Origin of the sequence: Pectobacterium colocasium, from assembly GCF_020181655.1 — a bacterium.
In the GTDB taxonomy this organism is placed as follows: Bacteria; Pseudomonadota; Gammaproteobacteria; order Enterobacterales; family Enterobacteriaceae; genus Pectobacterium; species Pectobacterium colocasium.
In genome coordinates, this window is record NZ_CP084032.1 from 326,755 (window position 1) to 343,814 (window position 17,060).

General features: G+C 53.0%; 12 protein-coding genes. 7 read left to right on the plus strand and 5 right to left on the minus strand.

Going from position 1 to position 17,060, the window contains the following annotated elements:
- Positions 1–262 precede the first annotated feature (262 nt).
- The gene (sspA, locus tag LCF41_RS01505) at positions 263–904 is read left to right on the plus strand and encodes a stringent starvation protein SspA (protein ID WP_005975503.1); all 642 of its coding nucleotides are present in this window, start codon (positions 263–265) and stop codon (positions 902–904) included.
- Between the two features lie 5 nt (positions 905–909).
- Positions 910–1,416, plus strand: a complete 507-nt coding sequence (gene sspB, locus LCF41_RS01510; RefSeq protein WP_225086590.1) for a ClpXP protease specificity-enhancing factor — start codon at positions 910–912, stop codon at positions 1,414–1,416.
- 81 nt (positions 1,417–1,497) lie between these two features.
- Here sspB and LCF41_RS01515 read toward each other — a convergent pair whose 3' ends face one another.
- The 3 genes from LCF41_RS01515 to gltB all read right to left on the minus strand — a co-directional run bounded on the left by LCF41_RS01515 (position 1,498) and on the right by gltB (position 8,420).
- Positions 1,498–2,271, minus strand: coding sequence for a (S)-acetoin forming diacetyl reductase (locus tag LCF41_RS01515; protein ID WP_225086591.1), 774 nt, complete (start codon positions 2,269–2,271; stop codon positions 1,498–1,500).
- Between the two features lie 260 nt (positions 2,272–2,531).
- Positions 2,532–3,950, minus strand: a complete 1,419-nt coding sequence (locus LCF41_RS01520) for a glutamate synthase small subunit (RefSeq protein WP_225086592.1) — start codon at positions 3,948–3,950, stop codon at positions 2,532–2,534.
- Positions 3,951–3,959: 9 nt separating this feature from the next.
- A complete protein-coding gene (gltB, locus tag LCF41_RS01525) occupies positions 3,960–8,420 on the minus strand; it encodes a glutamate synthase large subunit (protein WP_225086593.1) in 4,461 nt (1,486 codons plus the stop codon).
- Between the two features lie 650 nt (positions 8,421–9,070).
- Between gltB and mnmL the strand changes: the two genes are divergently transcribed.
- The 5 genes from mnmL (at position 9,071) to LCF41_RS01550 (ending at position 15,736) form a co-directional block, all read left to right on the plus strand.
- Entirely contained in the window at positions 9,071–10,000 is a 930-nt protein-coding gene (mnmL, locus tag LCF41_RS01530; protein WP_225086594.1) for a tRNA modification radical SAM protein MnmL/YtqA, read from the plus strand.
- Between the two features lie 106 nt (positions 10,001–10,106).
- On the plus strand, positions 10,107–12,458 hold the full coding sequence (gene arcB / locus LCF41_RS01535) for an aerobic respiration two-component sensor histidine kinase ArcB (RefSeq protein ID WP_225086595.1): 2,352 nt from the start codon (positions 10,107–10,109) through the stop codon (positions 12,456–12,458).
- Positions 12,459–12,950: 492 nt separating this feature from the next.
- On the plus strand, positions 12,951–13,604 hold the full coding sequence (elbB, locus tag LCF41_RS01540) for an isoprenoid biosynthesis glyoxalase ElbB (RefSeq protein WP_180743627.1): 654 nt from the start codon (positions 12,951–12,953) through the stop codon (positions 13,602–13,604).
- On the plus strand, positions 13,601–14,335 hold the full coding sequence (mtgA, locus tag LCF41_RS01545; protein WP_225086596.1) for a monofunctional biosynthetic peptidoglycan transglycosylase: 735 nt from the start codon (positions 13,601–13,603) through the stop codon (positions 14,333–14,335). The genes elbB and mtgA overlap by 4 nt, the downstream gene beginning before the upstream one ends.
- 105 nt (positions 14,336–14,440) lie before the next feature.
- Positions 14,441–15,736, plus strand: a complete 1,296-nt coding sequence (locus LCF41_RS01550; RefSeq protein ID WP_225086597.1) for an alginate lyase family protein — start codon at positions 14,441–14,443, stop codon at positions 15,734–15,736.
- 123 nt (positions 15,737–15,859) lie between these two features.
- Here LCF41_RS01550 and dolP read toward each other — a convergent pair whose 3' ends face one another.
- Together dolP and diaA are read right to left on the minus strand one after the other, a co-directional pair.
- Complete coding sequence (dolP, locus tag LCF41_RS01555) at positions 15,860–16,432, minus strand: division/outer membrane stress-associated lipid-binding lipoprotein (RefSeq protein WP_225086598.1); 573 nt, start codon at positions 16,430–16,432, stop codon at positions 15,860–15,862.
- A gap of 11 nt (positions 16,433–16,443) precedes the next feature.
- Complete coding sequence (gene diaA / locus LCF41_RS01560) at positions 16,444–17,034, minus strand: DnaA initiator-associating protein DiaA (RefSeq protein WP_012773024.1); 591 nt, start codon at positions 17,032–17,034, stop codon at positions 16,444–16,446.
- Positions 17,035–17,060 lie beyond the last annotated feature (26 nt).

The following is a 17,060-nucleotide window of genomic DNA, read 5'->3' on the forward strand; positions in this document are numbered from 1 at the left end:
AAATAAATTTCCTCGAAATATACGCTTTACTTTCCGTATGTTAGCGATGAAGTTGCGCTTATATCCCCACAAAACGAACAAAATCTGATAAGCTATTCGCCGATTTTATGCCTGTGTGCCAGCTATCACGTAGCGGTTTAAAACGCTGGATTTTGTCCGGTGACGTTTACACACATTGGCGAGCAGCATTTCGAATAGCGGTTTGCAGGTTATTGACTGCACGGTTATTCGCCATATTTTCTCGATAAACTTGGAGGTTTTCATGGCTGTCGCTGCCAACAAACGTTCGGTAATGACGCTGTTTTCTGGTCCATCCGACATTTTTAGCCATCAGGTACGCATCGTATTGGCGGAAAAAGGTGTGAGTGTCGAGATTGAGCAGGTAGACATGGATAATCTGCCTCAGGATCTTATTGACCTCAATCCTTACGGTTCCGTGCCAACGCTGGTCGATCGCGAACTGACGCTCTATGAATCACGCATCATCATGGAGTATCTGGATGAACGTTTTCCTCATCCTCCGCTAATGCCTGTCTATCCGGTTGCACGCGGTAATAGCCGCCTGATGATGCATCGCATTGAGAGCGACTGGTATTCTTTACTGAAAAAAATTACTCATGGCAGCGCGCAAGAAGCGGACGCGGCGCGTAAGCAACTGCGTGAAGAACTGCTGGCCATCGCTCCGGTGTTCAACGAAGCGCCTTATTTCATGAGTGAAGAGTTCAGCCTGGTAGATTGCTATCTGGCCCCGCTGCTGTGGCGTTTGCCGCAGTTAGGCATTGAGCTGAGTGGTTCGGGCGCGAAAGAGTTGAAAGGCTACATGACACGCGTCTTTGAGCGTGATGCGTTCCTGGCTTCCCTGACGGAAGTGGAACGTGAAATGCGTTTGCAAACCCGAGGTTAAACTGTATGGCGTTGTCTCAACTGTCTCCACGTCGTCCGTATTTATTGCGGGCTTTTTATGATTGGTTGCTGGATAACCAATTAACACCTCACCTGGTGGTAGATGTCACTCTGCCGGGTGTTATGGTGCCGATGGAGTTCGCCCGTGACGGCCAGATCGTGCTGAATATCGCACCGCGCGCTGTTGGCGGCCTTGAGTTAGCTGATGACAGCGTTCGTTTCAATGCCCGTTTTGGTGGTGTACCGCGTCAGGTCTACGTGCCGATGGCGGCCGTAATGGCGATTTATGCACGTGAGAACGGGGCTGGAACGATGTTTGAGCCCGAGCCTGCTTACGAAGAATCCGCAGGTGAATTTGAAGACTTCCAGGAAGGCGCCCCCTCTTCAGGGACGGTAATGTCGATTGTCGAGAGTCCGCCTGATTCTGAAACCCCTAACGATGGTTCCGGTTCTGATGATGAACCGCCACAGCCGCCTAAAGGTGGCAGACCGTCGCTGAGGGTGGTTAAATAATGCACTTTCAAGGGCACCACTGCGGTGCCCTTTCTTATTTTTCGTGTTGCTAGCTGAAAATAGTGTTAACTGAAATTGCCCTTAACTGAATACCATTCCGCCATCAATCAATAGCGATTGCCCCGTCATATAGTCAGAATCGTGGCTGGCCAGATAGGATACGCAGGCAGCGACATCTTCTGGTTCAGAAAGGCGACCCAGCGTAATACGTTTGGCGAATTCTTCTGTCGCATAGCCACGCGGTTTCCCTGCGGATTCAGAGATCTTCCGATCGATTTCATCCCACATTGGTGTTTTTACGATACCCGGGCAGTAACCGTTGACCGTGATGCCTAACGGCGCTAAATCGCGTGCGGCAGTTTGCGTCAGACCACGAACCGCAAATTTACTTGAGCTGTAGACGGCGAGTTCAGGGTTGCCCACATGTCCGGCCTGCGAACAGGCGTTGATGATTTTTCCGCCGTGACCCAGAGATTTAAAGGCGTCGAGCGCAGCCTGAATCCCCCAGATAACGCCTTTGACGTTGATGTTATAAACGCGATCGATGACTTCCGGCGTGATGTCTTCAATCAGCGTTGAAGGGGCAACGCCAGCGTTATTGACGATGACGTTAAAGTCACCAAAGCGCTTTTTAGCTGCGGCAACGGCTGCGAAAACGGCCTCACGATCCGCGACGTCTGCCTGTAATGCGATAGCCTGTCCGCCAGCTTTTTCGATTTCTTGCGCCACGCTGCGCGCGGTTTCCTGATTGTAATCCACGATGGCGACGGCAAAACCGTCGGCCGCCAGTCTGAGAGCAATAGCGCGGCCAATACCTTGACCGGCTCCTGTTACAAGGGCCACTTCGACTGTCATAGTTCCTCCTTAATGAAATCCAATCTCAATAAAGACAAGTAAATGCCGGAGGTAAGTGTAGGCCTTTAACGTGATATTGCAGGATTTATTACGAAAAGTTCTTTAGGGAGAAGTGGAAAGATAAAGGTTTTATTGGACTTTATGGTGTGATGTTCCGCAGGGAGATGAGCTGATTGTCATCGGCTGCTAACCGAAATTTCAGGTAAGGGCGGAAAAAGAAAAGGGCAGCCAGTGCTGCCCTTAAGAGAAGTGAGTCGTTCTTACACTTCCAGATAGTTCATGATGCCATCAGCCGCTTTACGGCCTTCTGCGATGGCGGTGACCACCAGATCGGAACCACGTACCGCATCGCCGCCCGCAAAAATTTTCGGGTTACTGGTCTGGAAGGCGTTATCACAGCTTTCTGGTGCGACAATGCGACCTTGATCGTCCAGTTTGACGTCATGCTCTGCCAGCCACGCCATTTTGTGCGGACGGAAGCCGAACGCCATGATGACCGCATCGGCTTCCAGAACGTGTTCGGAACCCTCTACGATTTCAGGACGGCGACGCCCGTTGGCATCTGGTGCACCCAGTGCAGTACGCGCCATTTTCACACCGCACACTTTGCCAGCGCCGTTGATCTCGACGCTTAACGGTTGCAGGTTGAATTTGAACTCGACGCCTTCTTCACGCGCGTTTTTCACTTCGCGTTTGGAACCCGGCATGTTCTCTTCATCGCGACGATAGGCACAGGTCACGTGCGTTGAACCCTGACGAATTGAGGTGCGCACGCAGTCCATTGCGGTGTCACCACCGCCCAGCACCACTACTCGTTTCCCTTGCATGCTGACGTAAGGTTCGTCTGCTGCGGCTTCAAAGCCCATCAACTGCTTGGTGTTGGCGATCAGGAACGGCAGCGCATCGTAGACACCCTGAGCGTCTTCATTGTCCAATCCGCCACGCATAGACTGATAGGTGCCGACGCCGAGGAAGACGGCATCGTATTCGTCCAGCAGCGCTTTCATCTGCACATCTTTGCCGACTTCGGTGTTCAGGCGGAATTCGATGCCCATCTCGGTGAAAATCTCACGACGTTTCACCATTACCTCTTTTTCCAGCTTGAAAGAGGGGATACCGAAGGTCAGCAGGCCACCGATCTCTGGATGACGATCGAAAACGACGGCCTGTACGCCATTGCGTGCCAGCACGTCGGCACAGGCCAGCCCTGCCGGGCCAGCACCAATGATGGCGACGCGCTTGCCGGTCGGTTTGACGTTGGCAACGCTTGGCTTCCAGCCCATTTCGATCGCTTTATCATTGATATAGCGCTCGATGTTGCCGATGGTGACCGCGCCGAACTCATCATTCAGCGTACAGGAACCTTCACACAGACGATCCTGCGGGCACACGCGACCGCAGACTTCCGGCAGGCTGTTGGTTTGGTGCGATAACTCAGCCGCTTCGATAATGCGGCCTTCGTTCGCCAGCTTCAGCCAGTTCGGGATGTAGTTGTGTACCGGACATTTCCACTCACAGTAAGGGTTACCGCAGGACAGGCAGCGATCTGCCTGAGCTTTGGACTGGCTTTCTGAGAACGGCTCGTAGATCTCAACAAATTCAATTTTACGAATCTTTAGCGGTTTCTTGGGCGGATCAACGCGCTGTAAGTCGATAAACTGGTAAACATTCTGACTCATGATGACCTCTTACTGCGCCTGAACCCGCAGCTCGGCTGCGGAACGACTACGGTGACCCAACAATGCCTTCACATCACTTGACTTCGGTTTCACCAGAGCAAACTTCGGTGCCCAGGTCGGCCAGTTAGCGAGGATCTCTTCTCCGCGGTGTGAACCGGTATTCTGTACGTGCTCGGTGATCAGACCACGCAGATGCTCTTCATGAATAGCCAGCTCTTCCACATCCAGCACTTCCACCAGTTCCGGGTTAACGCGTTTGCGGAATTCACCGTCTTCATCCAGCACGTAGGCGAATCCACCGGTCATGCCTGCGCCAAAGTTCACGCCAGTACGACCCAGCACGCAGACGATACCGCCCGTCATGTATTCACAGCCATTATCGCCGATGCCTTCTACTACGGTGATACAGCCGGAGTTACGTACGGCGAAACGTTCACCCGCACGGCCTGCGGCAAACAGCTTACCGCCAGTCGCACCGTAGAGACAGGTGTTACCGATGATGCTGGCTTCGTGGCTGCGGAAGGCGGAACCCACCGGGGGACGCACGGAGATGCTGCCACCCGCCATGCCTTTGCCCACGTAGTCGTTGGCATCGCCGGTTAATTTCAGTTCCACGCCGCCGGCGTTCCAGACGCCAAAGCTCTGCCCTGCGGTACCAGAGAAGTAGGCTTTGATCGGATCGCCAGCCAGCCCTTGATCGCCATGTTTCTCGGCAATCGCACCGGACAACGTCGCGCCGACAGAGCGATCGGTGTTGCGGATATCGAAGTAGAGCGCTTTGCCCTGTTTCGAATCGATGTGCGGCTGTGCCTGTGCCAGCAGCTCTTTGTTCAGCAAGCCCTTATCGAACGACAGGTTGCTTTCCGTGCAGTACAGCGCTTTGCCCGACTGAGGTTGTGCAGCGTGCAGCAGCGGCGACAGATCCAGCTTGTTCTGTTTCGCGCTGAAACCGTCCAGTTCAACCAGCAAATCGGTACGACCAATCAGATCGACCAGACGGCTGACGCCCAGCTCTGCCATCAGCACGCGAGTTTCATGTGCGATGAACTGGAAGTAGTTGGTTACACGCTCAGGCAGGCCGTGGTAGTGATCGCGACGCAGTTTCTCATCCTGCGTTGCAACGCCGGTCGCACAGTTGTTCAGGTGACAGATACGCAGGTATTTACAGCCCAGCGCGACCATTGGCCCGGTACCGAAGCCGAAGCTTTCCGCACCCAGAATCGCTGCTTTGACGATATCCAAACCGGTTTTCAGGCCACCGTCCACCTGAAGGCGGATTTTGTGGCGCAAACCGTTGGATACTAAAGCTTGCTGTGTTTCTACCAGACCCAGTTCCCACGGGCAGCCCGCGTATTTCACGGAAGACAGTGGGCTGGCACCGGTACCGCCGTCGTAACCAGCGATGGTAATCAGGTCGGCATACGCCTTGGCAACACCTGTAGCGATAGTTCCGACACCCGGTTCGGACACCAGTTTTACCGAAATCATCGCTTTCGGGTTGACCTGCTTCAGATCGAAAATCAGCTGAGCCAGATCTTCGATAGAGTAAATGTCGTGGTGCGGCGGTGGTGAAATCAGCGTCACGCCCGGCACGGAATAGCGCAGACGGGCAATGTACGGTGTGACTTTATCACCCGGTAACTGACCGCCTTCGCCCGGCTTCGCGCCCTGCGCCACTTTAATCTGAATCACATCGGCGTTAACCAGATAGGCTGGCGTCACACCAAAGCGACCAGAAGCAACCTGCTTGATACGGGAAACTTTATTGGTACCGTAACGCGCGGGGTCTTCGCCGCCTTCACCGGAGTTGGAGAAGCCGCCCAGTCCGTTCATCGCTTCAGCCAGCGATTCATGGGCTTCGGGGCTGAGTGCACCGATGGACATGGCCGCGGTATCGAAGCGTTTGAACATTTCAGATGCAGGTTCAACGTCGTCGAGCGCGATGGCTGCGCCTTCCTGCGGTTTCAACGCCAGCAGGTCACGTAATGTAGCCGCCGGACGCTCGTTAACCAGTTTGGCGTATTGTTCGTAATCGCTGTATTCCCCGGTTTTCACCGCCGTTTGCAGCGTGGTGACGACATCCGGGTTGTAAGCATGATATTCGCCGCCGTGAACAAATTTCAGCAGGCCGCCCTGTTCCAGCGTTTTGCGTTTCAGCCAGGCGCGCTTGGACAGGTTCAGCAGATCCTGTTCGAAGTCGCTGTAATTTGCCCCGCCAATGCGGCTGACGACACCCAGGAAGCATTGTGTCGATACATCTTTATGCAGGCCCACGGCTTCAAACAGCTTGGAGCAGCGGTAAGACGCAATCGTCGATATGCCCATTTTGGACATAATCTTATACAGGCCTTTGTTGATGCCGTTACGGTAGTTCAACATCACGGCACGATAAGGTTTGTCGATCGTGTGGTTATCCACCATCCGCGCCAGCGTTTCGTAGGCGAGGTAAGGGTAGATAGCCGTCGCACCAAAGCCTAACAACACGGCAAAGTGGTGCGGATCGCGTGCGCTGGCAGTTTCGACAATGATGTTGGCATCACAACGCAGGCTCTTTTCGACCAGACGGCGCTGAACGGCACCGACGGCCATTGGCGCAGGGACTGGCAAGCGTGATTCGCTAATGCCGCGGTCGGACAGCACCAGCAGAACGGCACCGTCTCTGACTTTGCTTTCTGCTTCGTCACACAGTTTCTCGATCGTCTGTTGCAGCGTTTGCTGTGACGGATCAAACGTCAGATCCAGCGTGTCGGCGCGATAGTGCAGCTCATCCTGCGACGTCAACTGGGTGAAGTCGGAGTAAAGCAGGATCGGCGATTTAAAGCTCAGGCGGTGAGCCTGACCTTCCGCTTCACAGAACACGTTCATTTCACGACCAATGCTGGTCGCCAGCGACATCACATGGGCTTCACGCAGCGGGTCGATCGGCGGGTTGGTTACCTGCGCGAACTGCTGACGGAAGTAGTCATAAATGATGCGTGGACGGCTGGATAGCACGGCGAACGGCGTATCGTCGCCCATCGACCCCGTGGCTTCCTGACCATTTTCGCCCAGCACGCGAATGATTTGATCCAACTCTTCGCTGCTGTAACCGTACTGCTTCTGGAAGGTCTCCAGCAGTTCATCGTCGAATTCACGGCTGCCGACCTGATCGTCTGGCAACTCTTCAAACGGCACGAGGCGCTTAACGTTTTTCTCCATCCACTCTTTGTAAGGGTGGCGGCTTTTCAGATCGTCATCGGTTTCAGCAGAGTGCAGGATACGGCCACTGCGGGTGTCGATGACCATCAGTTCACCCGGACCGACGCGGCCTTTTTCAACCACTTCATCCGGCTGATAATCCCAGATACCGACTTCAGACGCGCAGGTGATCAGCTTGTCTTTGGTGATGACGTAGCGCGCAGGGCGCAGGCCGTTACGATCCAGGTTACAGGCGGCATAGCGCCCGTCGGACATGACGATACCGGCAGGGCCATCCCACGGCTCCATGTGCATGGAGTTAAAGTCGAAGAAGGCGCGCAGTTCAGGATCCATATCCGGGTTGTTCTGCCAGGCTGGCGGAACCAGCAGGCGCATCGCGCGGATGATATCCATCCCGCCGCTCAGGAACAGTTCCAGCATGTTATCCAGCGAGCTAGAGTCAGAACCGGTTTCGTTGACGAACGGCGCGGCATCCTGCAAATCTGGGATCAGCGGGGTTTTGAATTTGTAAGCGCGCGCGCGTGCCCACTGGCGGTTACCAGCGATGGTGTTGATCTCACCGTTATGTGCCAGATAGCGGAACGGCTGCGCCAGCGGCCAGCGGGGTACCGTGTTGGTTGAGAAACGCTGGTGGAACAGACAGATCGAGGATTCCAGACGCAGATCGGCCAGATCGAGGTAGAAGCGCGGCAGATCCGCCGGCATACACAGACCTTTATAGATCGTGACCAAATTGGAGAAGCTACAAACGTAGAACTCTTTGTCTTCGATACGCTTTTCGATACGGCGACGCGCCATGAACAGACGGCGTTCCATATCACGTTGACGCCAGCCTGCCGGGGCGTTAACGAAAATTTGCTCAATACGCGGCATGGACGACAGGGCGATTTCCCCCAGTACGTCCGGGTTGGTCGGCACTTCACGCCAGCCTAATACAGACAGCGTTTCGTTCTGCAACTCTTCTTCTACAATCCGACGGGTGGCGCGAGCCAGATCTTCGTCCTGATTGAGAAACATCATGCCAACGGCGTAGTTTTTGGCTAAACGCCAGCCGTGCTCTTCCGCCACCAGACGAAAGAAGCGATCGGGCTTCTGAAGTAATAAACCGCAGCCGTCGCCAGTCTTGCCGTCAGCAAGGATTGCGCCACGGTGCTGCATACGTGCGAGCGCGTGAATCGCGGTACGCACTACTTTGTGGCTCGGCTCACCTTCTATATGGGCGATTAATCCGAAACCACAGTTATCTCTCTCTTGGGATGCATCGTACAACATATTAGTGAACCTCCCCAGGCTCTGTGTGACTCTCACAACCTACTGCGAGAAAGCACCGTGGCGTCGAGCGGCTAGTATTACGCTCTCTTCTTCGGCCTCTCGTGACGGTCTCACAAGTGGTAAATGACTTGTTTTTAGAGGGAGTCTTCATTTACTGCATAAATATGACGAATCATGGACCCGTCAGGAAAGCTTCCAGCGGATTTCCAAATTAGCGAGAAAGCCTGTTCAGGTCAAATACCAGTGCAAAATGTGCTGATAAACGATAATTTTTAATTATACCTATGAAAGATAATGATTTTTTTAGAAAAACTATCTCGGTAAATGACTATGGCGTTTAATTGAAGTGTGAGCTGTATCACTATACAAAAGCGCGAGAACCCTTATCCATGCTGCATTATTTCTGCGTTTCAGCATATTATGCTGAATATGACTACTTTTAGATTTCATGAAACTATTTTTAAGTATTGCTTCATCTTTTCATCAAGCGCATACAGGGGATAAGAAAAATTAATTAGCACTGACGTGAGTTTATTTTCACTAAAAGCGAATAAAAATGCATTTCGTTGGGTGTGTGTGATTGATCGCGGTCATCGCGAAGGGGGCAAGAGAAAGGTAGTCTGCTGTTCCTCAAGGGAGCAGGTTAGAATATGCAATTGCAAAAATTAATCAATATGTTTGGCGGAAATCTTCAGCGTCGCTATGGCGAGAAGATCCACAAACTGACGCTGCACGGCGGGTTTAATTGCCCAAACCGCGATGGCACGCTGGGGCGAGGTGGCTGTACGTTCTGCAATGTGGCCTCGTTTGCGGATGAACAGATGCAACAACGCAGTATTGCGCAGCAGTTGGAAACGCAGGCGGGAAAGGTGAATCGCGCCAAACGTTATCTGGCGTATTTTCAGGCGTACACCAGCACTTATGCTGAAGTTCAGGTGCTGGAAAGCATGTATCAGGAAGCGCTGAAACAGGCTGAAATGGTGGGACTTTGTGTGGGCACGCGCCCCGACTGTGTGCCTGATGCAGTGCTGGATTTATTGTCTCGCTACCACGAACAGGGCTATGAGGTTTGGCTGGAGCTAGGGCTGCAAAGCGCGAGTGATAAAACGCTGCACCGGATTAATCGCGGACATGACTTCGCCTGCTATCAGGAAACCACCCGACGCGCGCGTGCGCGTGGTCTGAAGGTGTGTAGCCATCTGATTGTCGGTTTACCGGGAGAAGACGCACAGCGCTGCTTATCGACGCTGGAGCAGGTGGTTGAGACCGGCGTGGAGGGCATTAAGCTGCACCCGCTCCATATCGTGGAAGGCAGCACGATGGCGAAAGCCTGGCGAGCGGGAAGGCTCCCCGAGCTGGCGCTGGATCGCTACGTGGAGACGGCGGGAGAGATGATTCGCCATACGCCACCGGAGGTGATTTATCATCGCATTTCCGCCAGCGCGCGCCGTCCGACCTTACTGGCTCCGCTCTGGTGTGAAAACCGCTGGACGGGCATGGTAGAGCTGGATCGCTATCTGCAAACGCATGGCGTACAAGGTTCCGCGCTGGGCACACCTTACCGTTACGATGGGCCCTGACGTGTCAGAAGATGCGGGTATTTCGTGCCGTGAATCTGTGCGGCGGCACCGTATAAGCTCCCATTTTACGTTATGATGCGCGGGTGGGTGACTAAGGGAAATCGCTATGAAGCAAATTCGTCTGTTGGCTCAGTACTATGTTGATTTGATGGTAAAACTGGGGCTTGTCCGTTTTTCACTGCTGCTGGCCTCAGTCTTGGTGCTGCTGGCGATGGTGGTGCAAATGGCGGTCACCCTGTTGCTCAGTGGAGAGGTCGAGAACATCGACGTTGTCCGCTCTATTTTCTTCGGGCTGCTGATTACGCCCTGGGCCGTTTATTTTCTCTCTGTGGTAGTGGAACAGCTCGAAGAGTCGCGCCAGCGGCTGTCGAAGCTGGTAGCGAAGCTGGAAGAAATGCGCCATCGGGATCTGGAGCTGAATGCGCAGCTTCAGGAGAACATCGCACAGCTCAATCAGGAAATCGCCGACCGTATCAAAGCAGAAGATGCTCGCGCGCTAGTGATGAGCCGACTGAAAGACGAGATGTCCCGCCGCGAACAAGCGCAGATTGAACTGGAGCAACAGTCGGCGTTGCTGCGTTCGTTCCTCGATGCCTCACCGGATTTGGTTTACTACCGTAACGAAGATAAAGAGTTCTCCGGCTGTAACCGCGCGATGGAACTGCTGGTGGGCAAAAGTCAGAAGCAGCTCATTGGCCTGACGCCGCAGGATGTTTACACCCCCGATATTGCCGAGAAAGTGATGGAGACGGACGAAAAAGTGTTCCGTCATAACGTTTCTCTGACCTATGAACAGTGGCTGGTTTATCCCGATGGCCGTAAAGCCTGTTTTGAGCTGCGTAAGGTGCCATTTTATGACCGGATGGGCAAACGTCACGGGCTGATGGGATTTGGACGCGATATAACGGAGCGTAAGCGTTACCAGGACGCGTTAGAGAACGCCAGTAGGGAGAAGACTACCTTCATCTCAACAATCAGCCACGAGCTTCGTACGCCGCTTAATGGCATTGTCGGGTTAAGTCGCATCCTGCTAGATACACAACTTGACCCTGAACAGCAAAAATACCTGAAAACCATCCACGTCAGCGCGATTACGCTCGGCAATATCTTTAACGACGTGATTGAGATGGACAAACAGGAGCGCCGCAAGGTGCAACTGGATAACCAGCCGATCGATTTCACCGGCTTCCTGGTGGATTTGGAGAACCTCGGCGGCCTGCTGGCGGAACCGAAAGGCCTGAAGCTGATTATGGATCAGCACCAGCCTCTGCCACAGAAAGTGATTACCGATGGAACACGCCTGCGACAGATTCTGTGGAACCTGCTGAGTAACGCGGTGAAATTTACACCGAAAGGTGAAATTGTGGTGCGCGTCTGGCATGAAAAAGGCGATCGTCTGCGCTTTGAAGTGGAAGATTCCGGGATGGGCATTCCGGCGGATGAACTGGAAAAAATCTTCGCCATGTATTATCAGGTCAAAGACCAGCATGGCGGCAAGCCAGCGACAGGGACGGGAATCGGTCTTGCCGTGTCGAAGCGTCTGGCGCAGAACATGGGGGGCGATATCCAGGTTTCCAGCACGCAGGGCAAAGGTTCCTGCTTTACCCTGACGGTCATTGCGCCGAGCGTCGATGAAGTGGGAAGCGGTCTGGACGACGACGATGATTTGCCGCTACCGGCGCTGCACGTTCTGTTGGTGGAAGATATCGAACTGAACGTGGTGGTCGCGCGTTCCGTGTTGGAAAAATTGGGTAATAGCGTCGATGTCGCCATGACTGGACAGGAAGCGCTGGATATGTTCGATCCCGATGAGTTCGATCTGGTGCTGCTCGATATTCAACTGCCGGATATGACCGGGCTGGACGTCGCGCGTCAGCTGCGTTCGCGCTATGGCAACCGCAGCCTGCCACCGCTGGTGGCGTTGACGGCGAACGTGCTGAAAGATAAACGCGAATATCTGGATGCGGGGATGGATGACGTGCTCAGCAAGCCGCTATCGGTGCCCGCGCTGACGGCCGTCATCAAACAATTCTGGGACACTCACACGGTGTGGACGGAAGAACCGGCGGCGGAGGAAGGTGATGAAATGGCAAAAGCAGAAGAAGATCTGTTGGATATCCCGATGCTGGAACAGTATCTGGATTTAGTGGGCCCGAAATTGATTCATCAGAGCCTGGAGATGTTTGAACAGATGATGCCGGGCTATCTGGCGATTCTGGATTCCAACATGACGGCGCGTGACCAGAAAGGTATTACGGAAGAAGGGCACAAAATCAAAGGGGCGGCGGGTTCTGTCGGGTTACGGCATTTGCAGCAGGTCGCCCAGCAGATTCAGACCTCATCGTTACCGGCATGGTGGGATAACGTGCAGGAATGGGTCGATGAACTTAAGCACGACTGGCGTCATGATGTTCAGGTACTGCGAGATTGGGTGGCAAAAGCGGAAAAAGAATCCTGATACGGTTTGTTGTGGCCACAGGGACGTGGTGAGTAAAACAGCGAGAAAATTTTTTTCGTCTCATGCGATATCATGCAAAAAGGCGGCAGATTGAGCAGGGTGTTCGGGTGGAGAGAGGTAGGGAATACGGGGTTTTGCACGTTTTCATACGGTAGAAAAAAATGACCCCGGCCGAAGCCGGGGTGCGCGAATTATGCGCCAACACCAAGGAAAACATGCACCTGCATTTAGATTTCAGGTTTTGTAAACTCGCAAGTGCGGATATTCGTGTCTTAACTATGTTTCTAACTTAACGATGTTTCTAAGCAGAGCTTAGTCTCTAAGTACATCTTACAACAGTGATTAAAACCTCACTACTGTACATCTTCATCAAGCAACAAAATAGCAAATGTAGAAATCTTTGTTACAAGAATCATTAAAATGTGTGATGTAGATTAGTGTTTGTCAATTAAAAAATCAATTAGTTGATGTAATGAAATGAAGGAAAAGATGATGAAACGAGTCGGCATTGTCCTTAGTGGCTGTGGTGTTTATGACGGTTCCGAGATTCATGAAGCCGTATTGACGTTACTTGCGTTGGATCGCGCGGGTGCACAAGCGGTTTGCTTTGCACCAGATAAGCCGCAATTACAGGTGGTTAATCACCTGACGGGTGACGTAACTGGTGAGAATCGCAACGTTTTAGCAGAATCGGCACGGATCGCCAGAGGAAAAATCCAGCCGCTTTCTACGGCGAATGCGCAAGATTTAGATGCGCTGATTGTGCCGGGTGGTTTTGGCGCCGCGAAAAATTTAAGTGACTTTGCGATGCAGGGAACGGCCTGTCAGATTGATGAAACACTGCAATTGCTCACACAGGAAATTTATAAGCAAAATAAACCAATTGGTTTTATTTGCATCTCACCTGCGCTGTTGCCGAAGATTTTGGGTGAACCTGTACGCGTAACCATTGGTAACGATATTGACACCGCTGAGGCAGTCGAAGAGATGGGCGGTATCCATGTTGTTTGTCCGGTCGATGACATCGTGGTTGATGCGGAACATAAAATCGTGACGACACCGGCTTACATGCTGGCTAACTCCATCAGCGAAGCGGCAAAAGGCATTGATAAGCTCGTAGCCCGCGTTTTGGATCTCACCGAATGAGGTGGAGCAGAGGGCGTGGAGGCGTGCTAACGTGGCTGAAGCGTCTGATTGTTCGCAGTATGCTGATCGTCATCGGTGCGTGGCTGGCTGGCATCCTGCTGTTTTCCTTCCTGCCTGTGCCGTTTTCTGCGGTGATGGTCGACAGGCAAATCAGCGCATGGCTAAAAGGCGAATTCTCCTATGTTGCCCATTCTGACTGGGTTTCGATGGCGGATATCGCACCGGAAATGGCGTTGGCGGTGATAGCGGCGGAAGACCAAAAATTCCCTCAGCATTGGGGCTTCGATCTGGATGCGATTGGTCAGGCATTGAAGCACAACGAGCGCAATACACAGCGGATTCGCGGTGCTTCTACGCTCTCACAGCAGATGGTGAAGAATCTGTTCCTGTGGGATGGACGTAGCTGGGTACGTAAGGGGCTTGAGGCGGGGATTACCACCGGGGTGGAACTGGTCTGGACAAAACGGCGGATCCTTACCGTGTATCTGAATATCGCCGAATTTGGTCCCGGTATCTTTGGCGTAGAGGCCGCTGCCAGACGTTATTTCAACAAGCCAGCTAGCAAGCTGACAGCAAGCGAATCCGCCTTACTGGCGGCGGTGTTACCGAACCCTATTCGCTTTCGTGCGAATGCCCCCTCCGGCTATGTTATTCAACGCCAGCAGTGGATTTTACGTCAGATGAGACAGATGGGCGGCGACGCATTTTTGCGAGATAACGATCTGCTGTGAGATATCATTTGTTGTGAGATAACAATCTGAATTAATAAGTGTTGTTCGTTAGTATACCGAGAAATTTTTGCGTTAACGGTCGTGTTTTCGACATCAGGAGAAAGTATGCGGTTACGTTATTGGTCAGGTTTACTGGTTGCATTGTGTTGTGTGGCTTCCGTTGCCCGTGCGGATGCGGAGCCTAAAGCGTCACCCCTCGATAATCCCTACGCCTTCTTGCAGCAGCCCCAGCTATCCTCGGTAAAACAGCAGCTACAGCAGAAAACGGAAAAGCCGCAGACGCGCATGGCGTACGAGCAGCTCATTTCAGAAGCCGATCGTGCACTGAAAATTGAGAACCCTAGCGTGACGGAAAAAAAATCCACGCCTCCTAGCGGTTCAAAGCATGATTATTTGAGCCTCAGCGCCTACTGGTGGCCCGATCCCGACAAAGCTGATGGTTTGCCCTGGATTCGTCGTGATGGGCAGGTAAACCCTGCTAGCAAGGATGAGGAGACGGACGGCGTTAGACTGGCAAAATTTACCGCCCAAACGCAGGCATTGACGCTGGCGTGGTATTTCTCTGGTAAACAGGCTTATGCCGATAAGGCCATCTCGATGATCCGTACCTGGTTTATCGACCCCGCTACGCGCATGAACCCTAATCTCGATTTCGCGCAAGGCGTGCCGGGCATTGCGCCGGGCAGAGGCGCGGGCGTCTTGGACGGACGCTATTTTTCCACCCGTATTGTCGATTCCCTGATTATGCTGCGTCATGCTCCGGGCTGGACGACGCAGGATGAGCAACAGATGCAGAAATGGATGAGCGATTATTTGCACTGGCTGCAAACCAGTAAGCTGGGGAAAAAAGAGGCAACAGCTCAGAACAACCACGGTAGCTGGTATACCGTGCAGGTAGCGGGAATTGCCTGGTATTTGGGAAAAATCGACGTGGTGAAGTCTATGGTGCAATTGCAGCGTGAAAAACTGGATCACCAGTTGCAACCGGATGGTTCTCAGCCTGAGGAGCTGGCGCGCACTCGCTCTTTCCATTACAGCTACTTCAACCTTCAGGCGATAACGGATATGGCGATGTTGGCTTCGCGTGTCGGGGAGAATATCTGGCAATACCACACGCCGAAGGGCAGTAGTGTGATAAAGGCGCTGGATTTCATGGCACCGTATCTGGATGAAAACAAGGCGTGGCCGCGTAAGACGCTGGACAGGCAAAGCAGCCGTCTCATTCCTCTGTTATTGCAGGCGGAGCACGGTTTGAAAGCGCCGCGTTACCAGACGCAAATCAGGCAGGCGGGCTTTGCGGAGCTACTCACTGGTGCAGCTAGCGAGCGAGATAAAGAACCAAGCCATGTCAGCGTAGAAACCCGCCGTGCGCTCTGGCTGCTGAATCCTGCTACACCGTAATTTGGTTGTACCTGATTCCACCGGGTGACGGTACACGTCTGTCGAATCGAGATAAAAAAACCGCTGATGTTTTCATCAGCGGTTTTTGTTTTTAAAAAGACAAAAATATTAAAGAGATAAGCGTTATTGCAGGTAGGTGAAGGCCGTTGTCACGTGTTTCACGCCGCCAACCTTACTGGCGATTTCTGCGGCGGAGGTGCCTTCACGCTGTGTTACCAAGCCTAACAGGAAGACTTCGCTGTTTTCCGTTGTGACTTTTACGTTAGAGGATTTAACCGTGTCGCTTGCCAGAATCTGTGAGCGAACCTTGGTGGTAATCCAGGTATCCATGGAAGCGGTTCCCATTGAAACCGGACTGCCCTGGCGTATCTCATTGTAGACTTCGGTTGCACCTTCCACGCCGAGGGCAATTTGCTTAGCCCGGTTTGCCATTTCTGTGTTCGGAGCTTGCCCTGTTAACAAGACTTTCCCCTGATAAGCCGTCGCAATGATACGGGCTTCTTTTTTCAGCTGCTCGTCTTTGCTGATTGCATTCGTCACGCGGACTTCCAGTGTGCCATCGTCAACCTGCGTGCCAACAGTGCGCGGGTCTGTGGCTGTTTTGGTCGCCACGGCACTGCCAACCGCAACAACCCCGACACAGCCTTGTAGCAGCAGGGCGATAGACAGCACGGCAAATGCAGAACTTATCCTCATGTAGTGCTCCTTCAATCGTTCTGGTGTGGAAAAAGTGTGTTATCAATCAAATCGCACAGGCAATTTACTGTCAGCATGTGCATTTCCTGAATACGGGCGCTGCGGTGTGACGGGATGCGAATCTCCACATCCTGTGGCCCGAGCAGCCCAGCCAGTTCGCCGCCATCGTAGCCAGTCAGGGCGACAATCGTCATGTCGCGGGTAACGGCAGACTCTACGGCTTTAACAATATCGCGACTATTGCCACGGGTTGATATCGCCAGTAATACGTCGCCTGCCTGGCCTAATGCTCTGACTTGTTTGGCATAGACTTCTTCATGCAAGCGGTCATTTGCTATCGCAGTTAAGACCACATTATCCGCATTAAGTGCGATGGCCGGTAAGCTAGGGCGTTCCGCCTCGAAGCGGTTAATCATGCTGGCGGCAAAATGCTGCGCATTGGCTGCCGATGTTCCGTTGCCACAGCACAGAATCTTGTTGCCGTTCAGCAGAGACTGCACCATCGCAATCGCGCCGCGGGAAATGGCGTCAGGCAAGGCTTCTGCCGCTGCAATCTGCGTTTGAATACTCTCGGTAAAACAAACTTTTATTCTATCCAGCACGTTGAGTTAACCTACGTAAATTAAAA

Coding starts and splice junctions, on each gene's coding strand:
- gltB (WP_225086593.1), bottom strand. CDS start 8,420: ATGTTGTACGATGCATCCCAAGAGAGAGATAACTGTGGTTTCGGATTA.
- mnmL (WP_225086594.1), top strand. CDS start 9,071: ATGCAATTGCAAAAATTAATCAATATGTTTGGCGGAAATCTTCAGCGT.
- sspB (WP_225086590.1), top strand. CDS start 910: ATGGCGTTGTCTCAACTGTCTCCACGTCGTCCGTATTTATTGCGGGCT.
- LCF41_RS01550 (WP_225086597.1), top strand. CDS start 14,441: ATGCGGTTACGTTATTGGTCAGGTTTACTGGTTGCATTGTGTTGTGTG.
- sspA (WP_005975503.1), top strand. CDS start 263: ATGGCTGTCGCTGCCAACAAACGTTCGGTAATGACGCTGTTTTCTGGT.
- LCF41_RS01515 (WP_225086591.1), bottom strand. CDS start 2,271: ATGACAGTCGAAGTGGCCCTTGTAACAGGAGCCGGTCAAGGTATTGGC.
- LCF41_RS01520 (WP_225086592.1), bottom strand. CDS start 3,950: ATGAGTCAGAATGTTTACCAGTTTATCGACTTACAGCGCGTTGATCCG.
- mtgA (WP_225086596.1), top strand. CDS start 13,601: ATGAGGTGGAGCAGAGGGCGTGGAGGCGTGCTAACGTGGCTGAAGCGT.
- dolP (WP_225086598.1), bottom strand. CDS start 16,432: ATGAGGATAAGTTCTGCATTTGCCGTGCTGTCTATCGCCCTGCTGCTA.
- arcB (WP_225086595.1), top strand. CDS start 10,107: ATGAAGCAAATTCGTCTGTTGGCTCAGTACTATGTTGATTTGATGGTA.
- elbB (WP_180743627.1), top strand. CDS start 12,951: ATGAAACGAGTCGGCATTGTCCTTAGTGGCTGTGGTGTTTATGACGGT.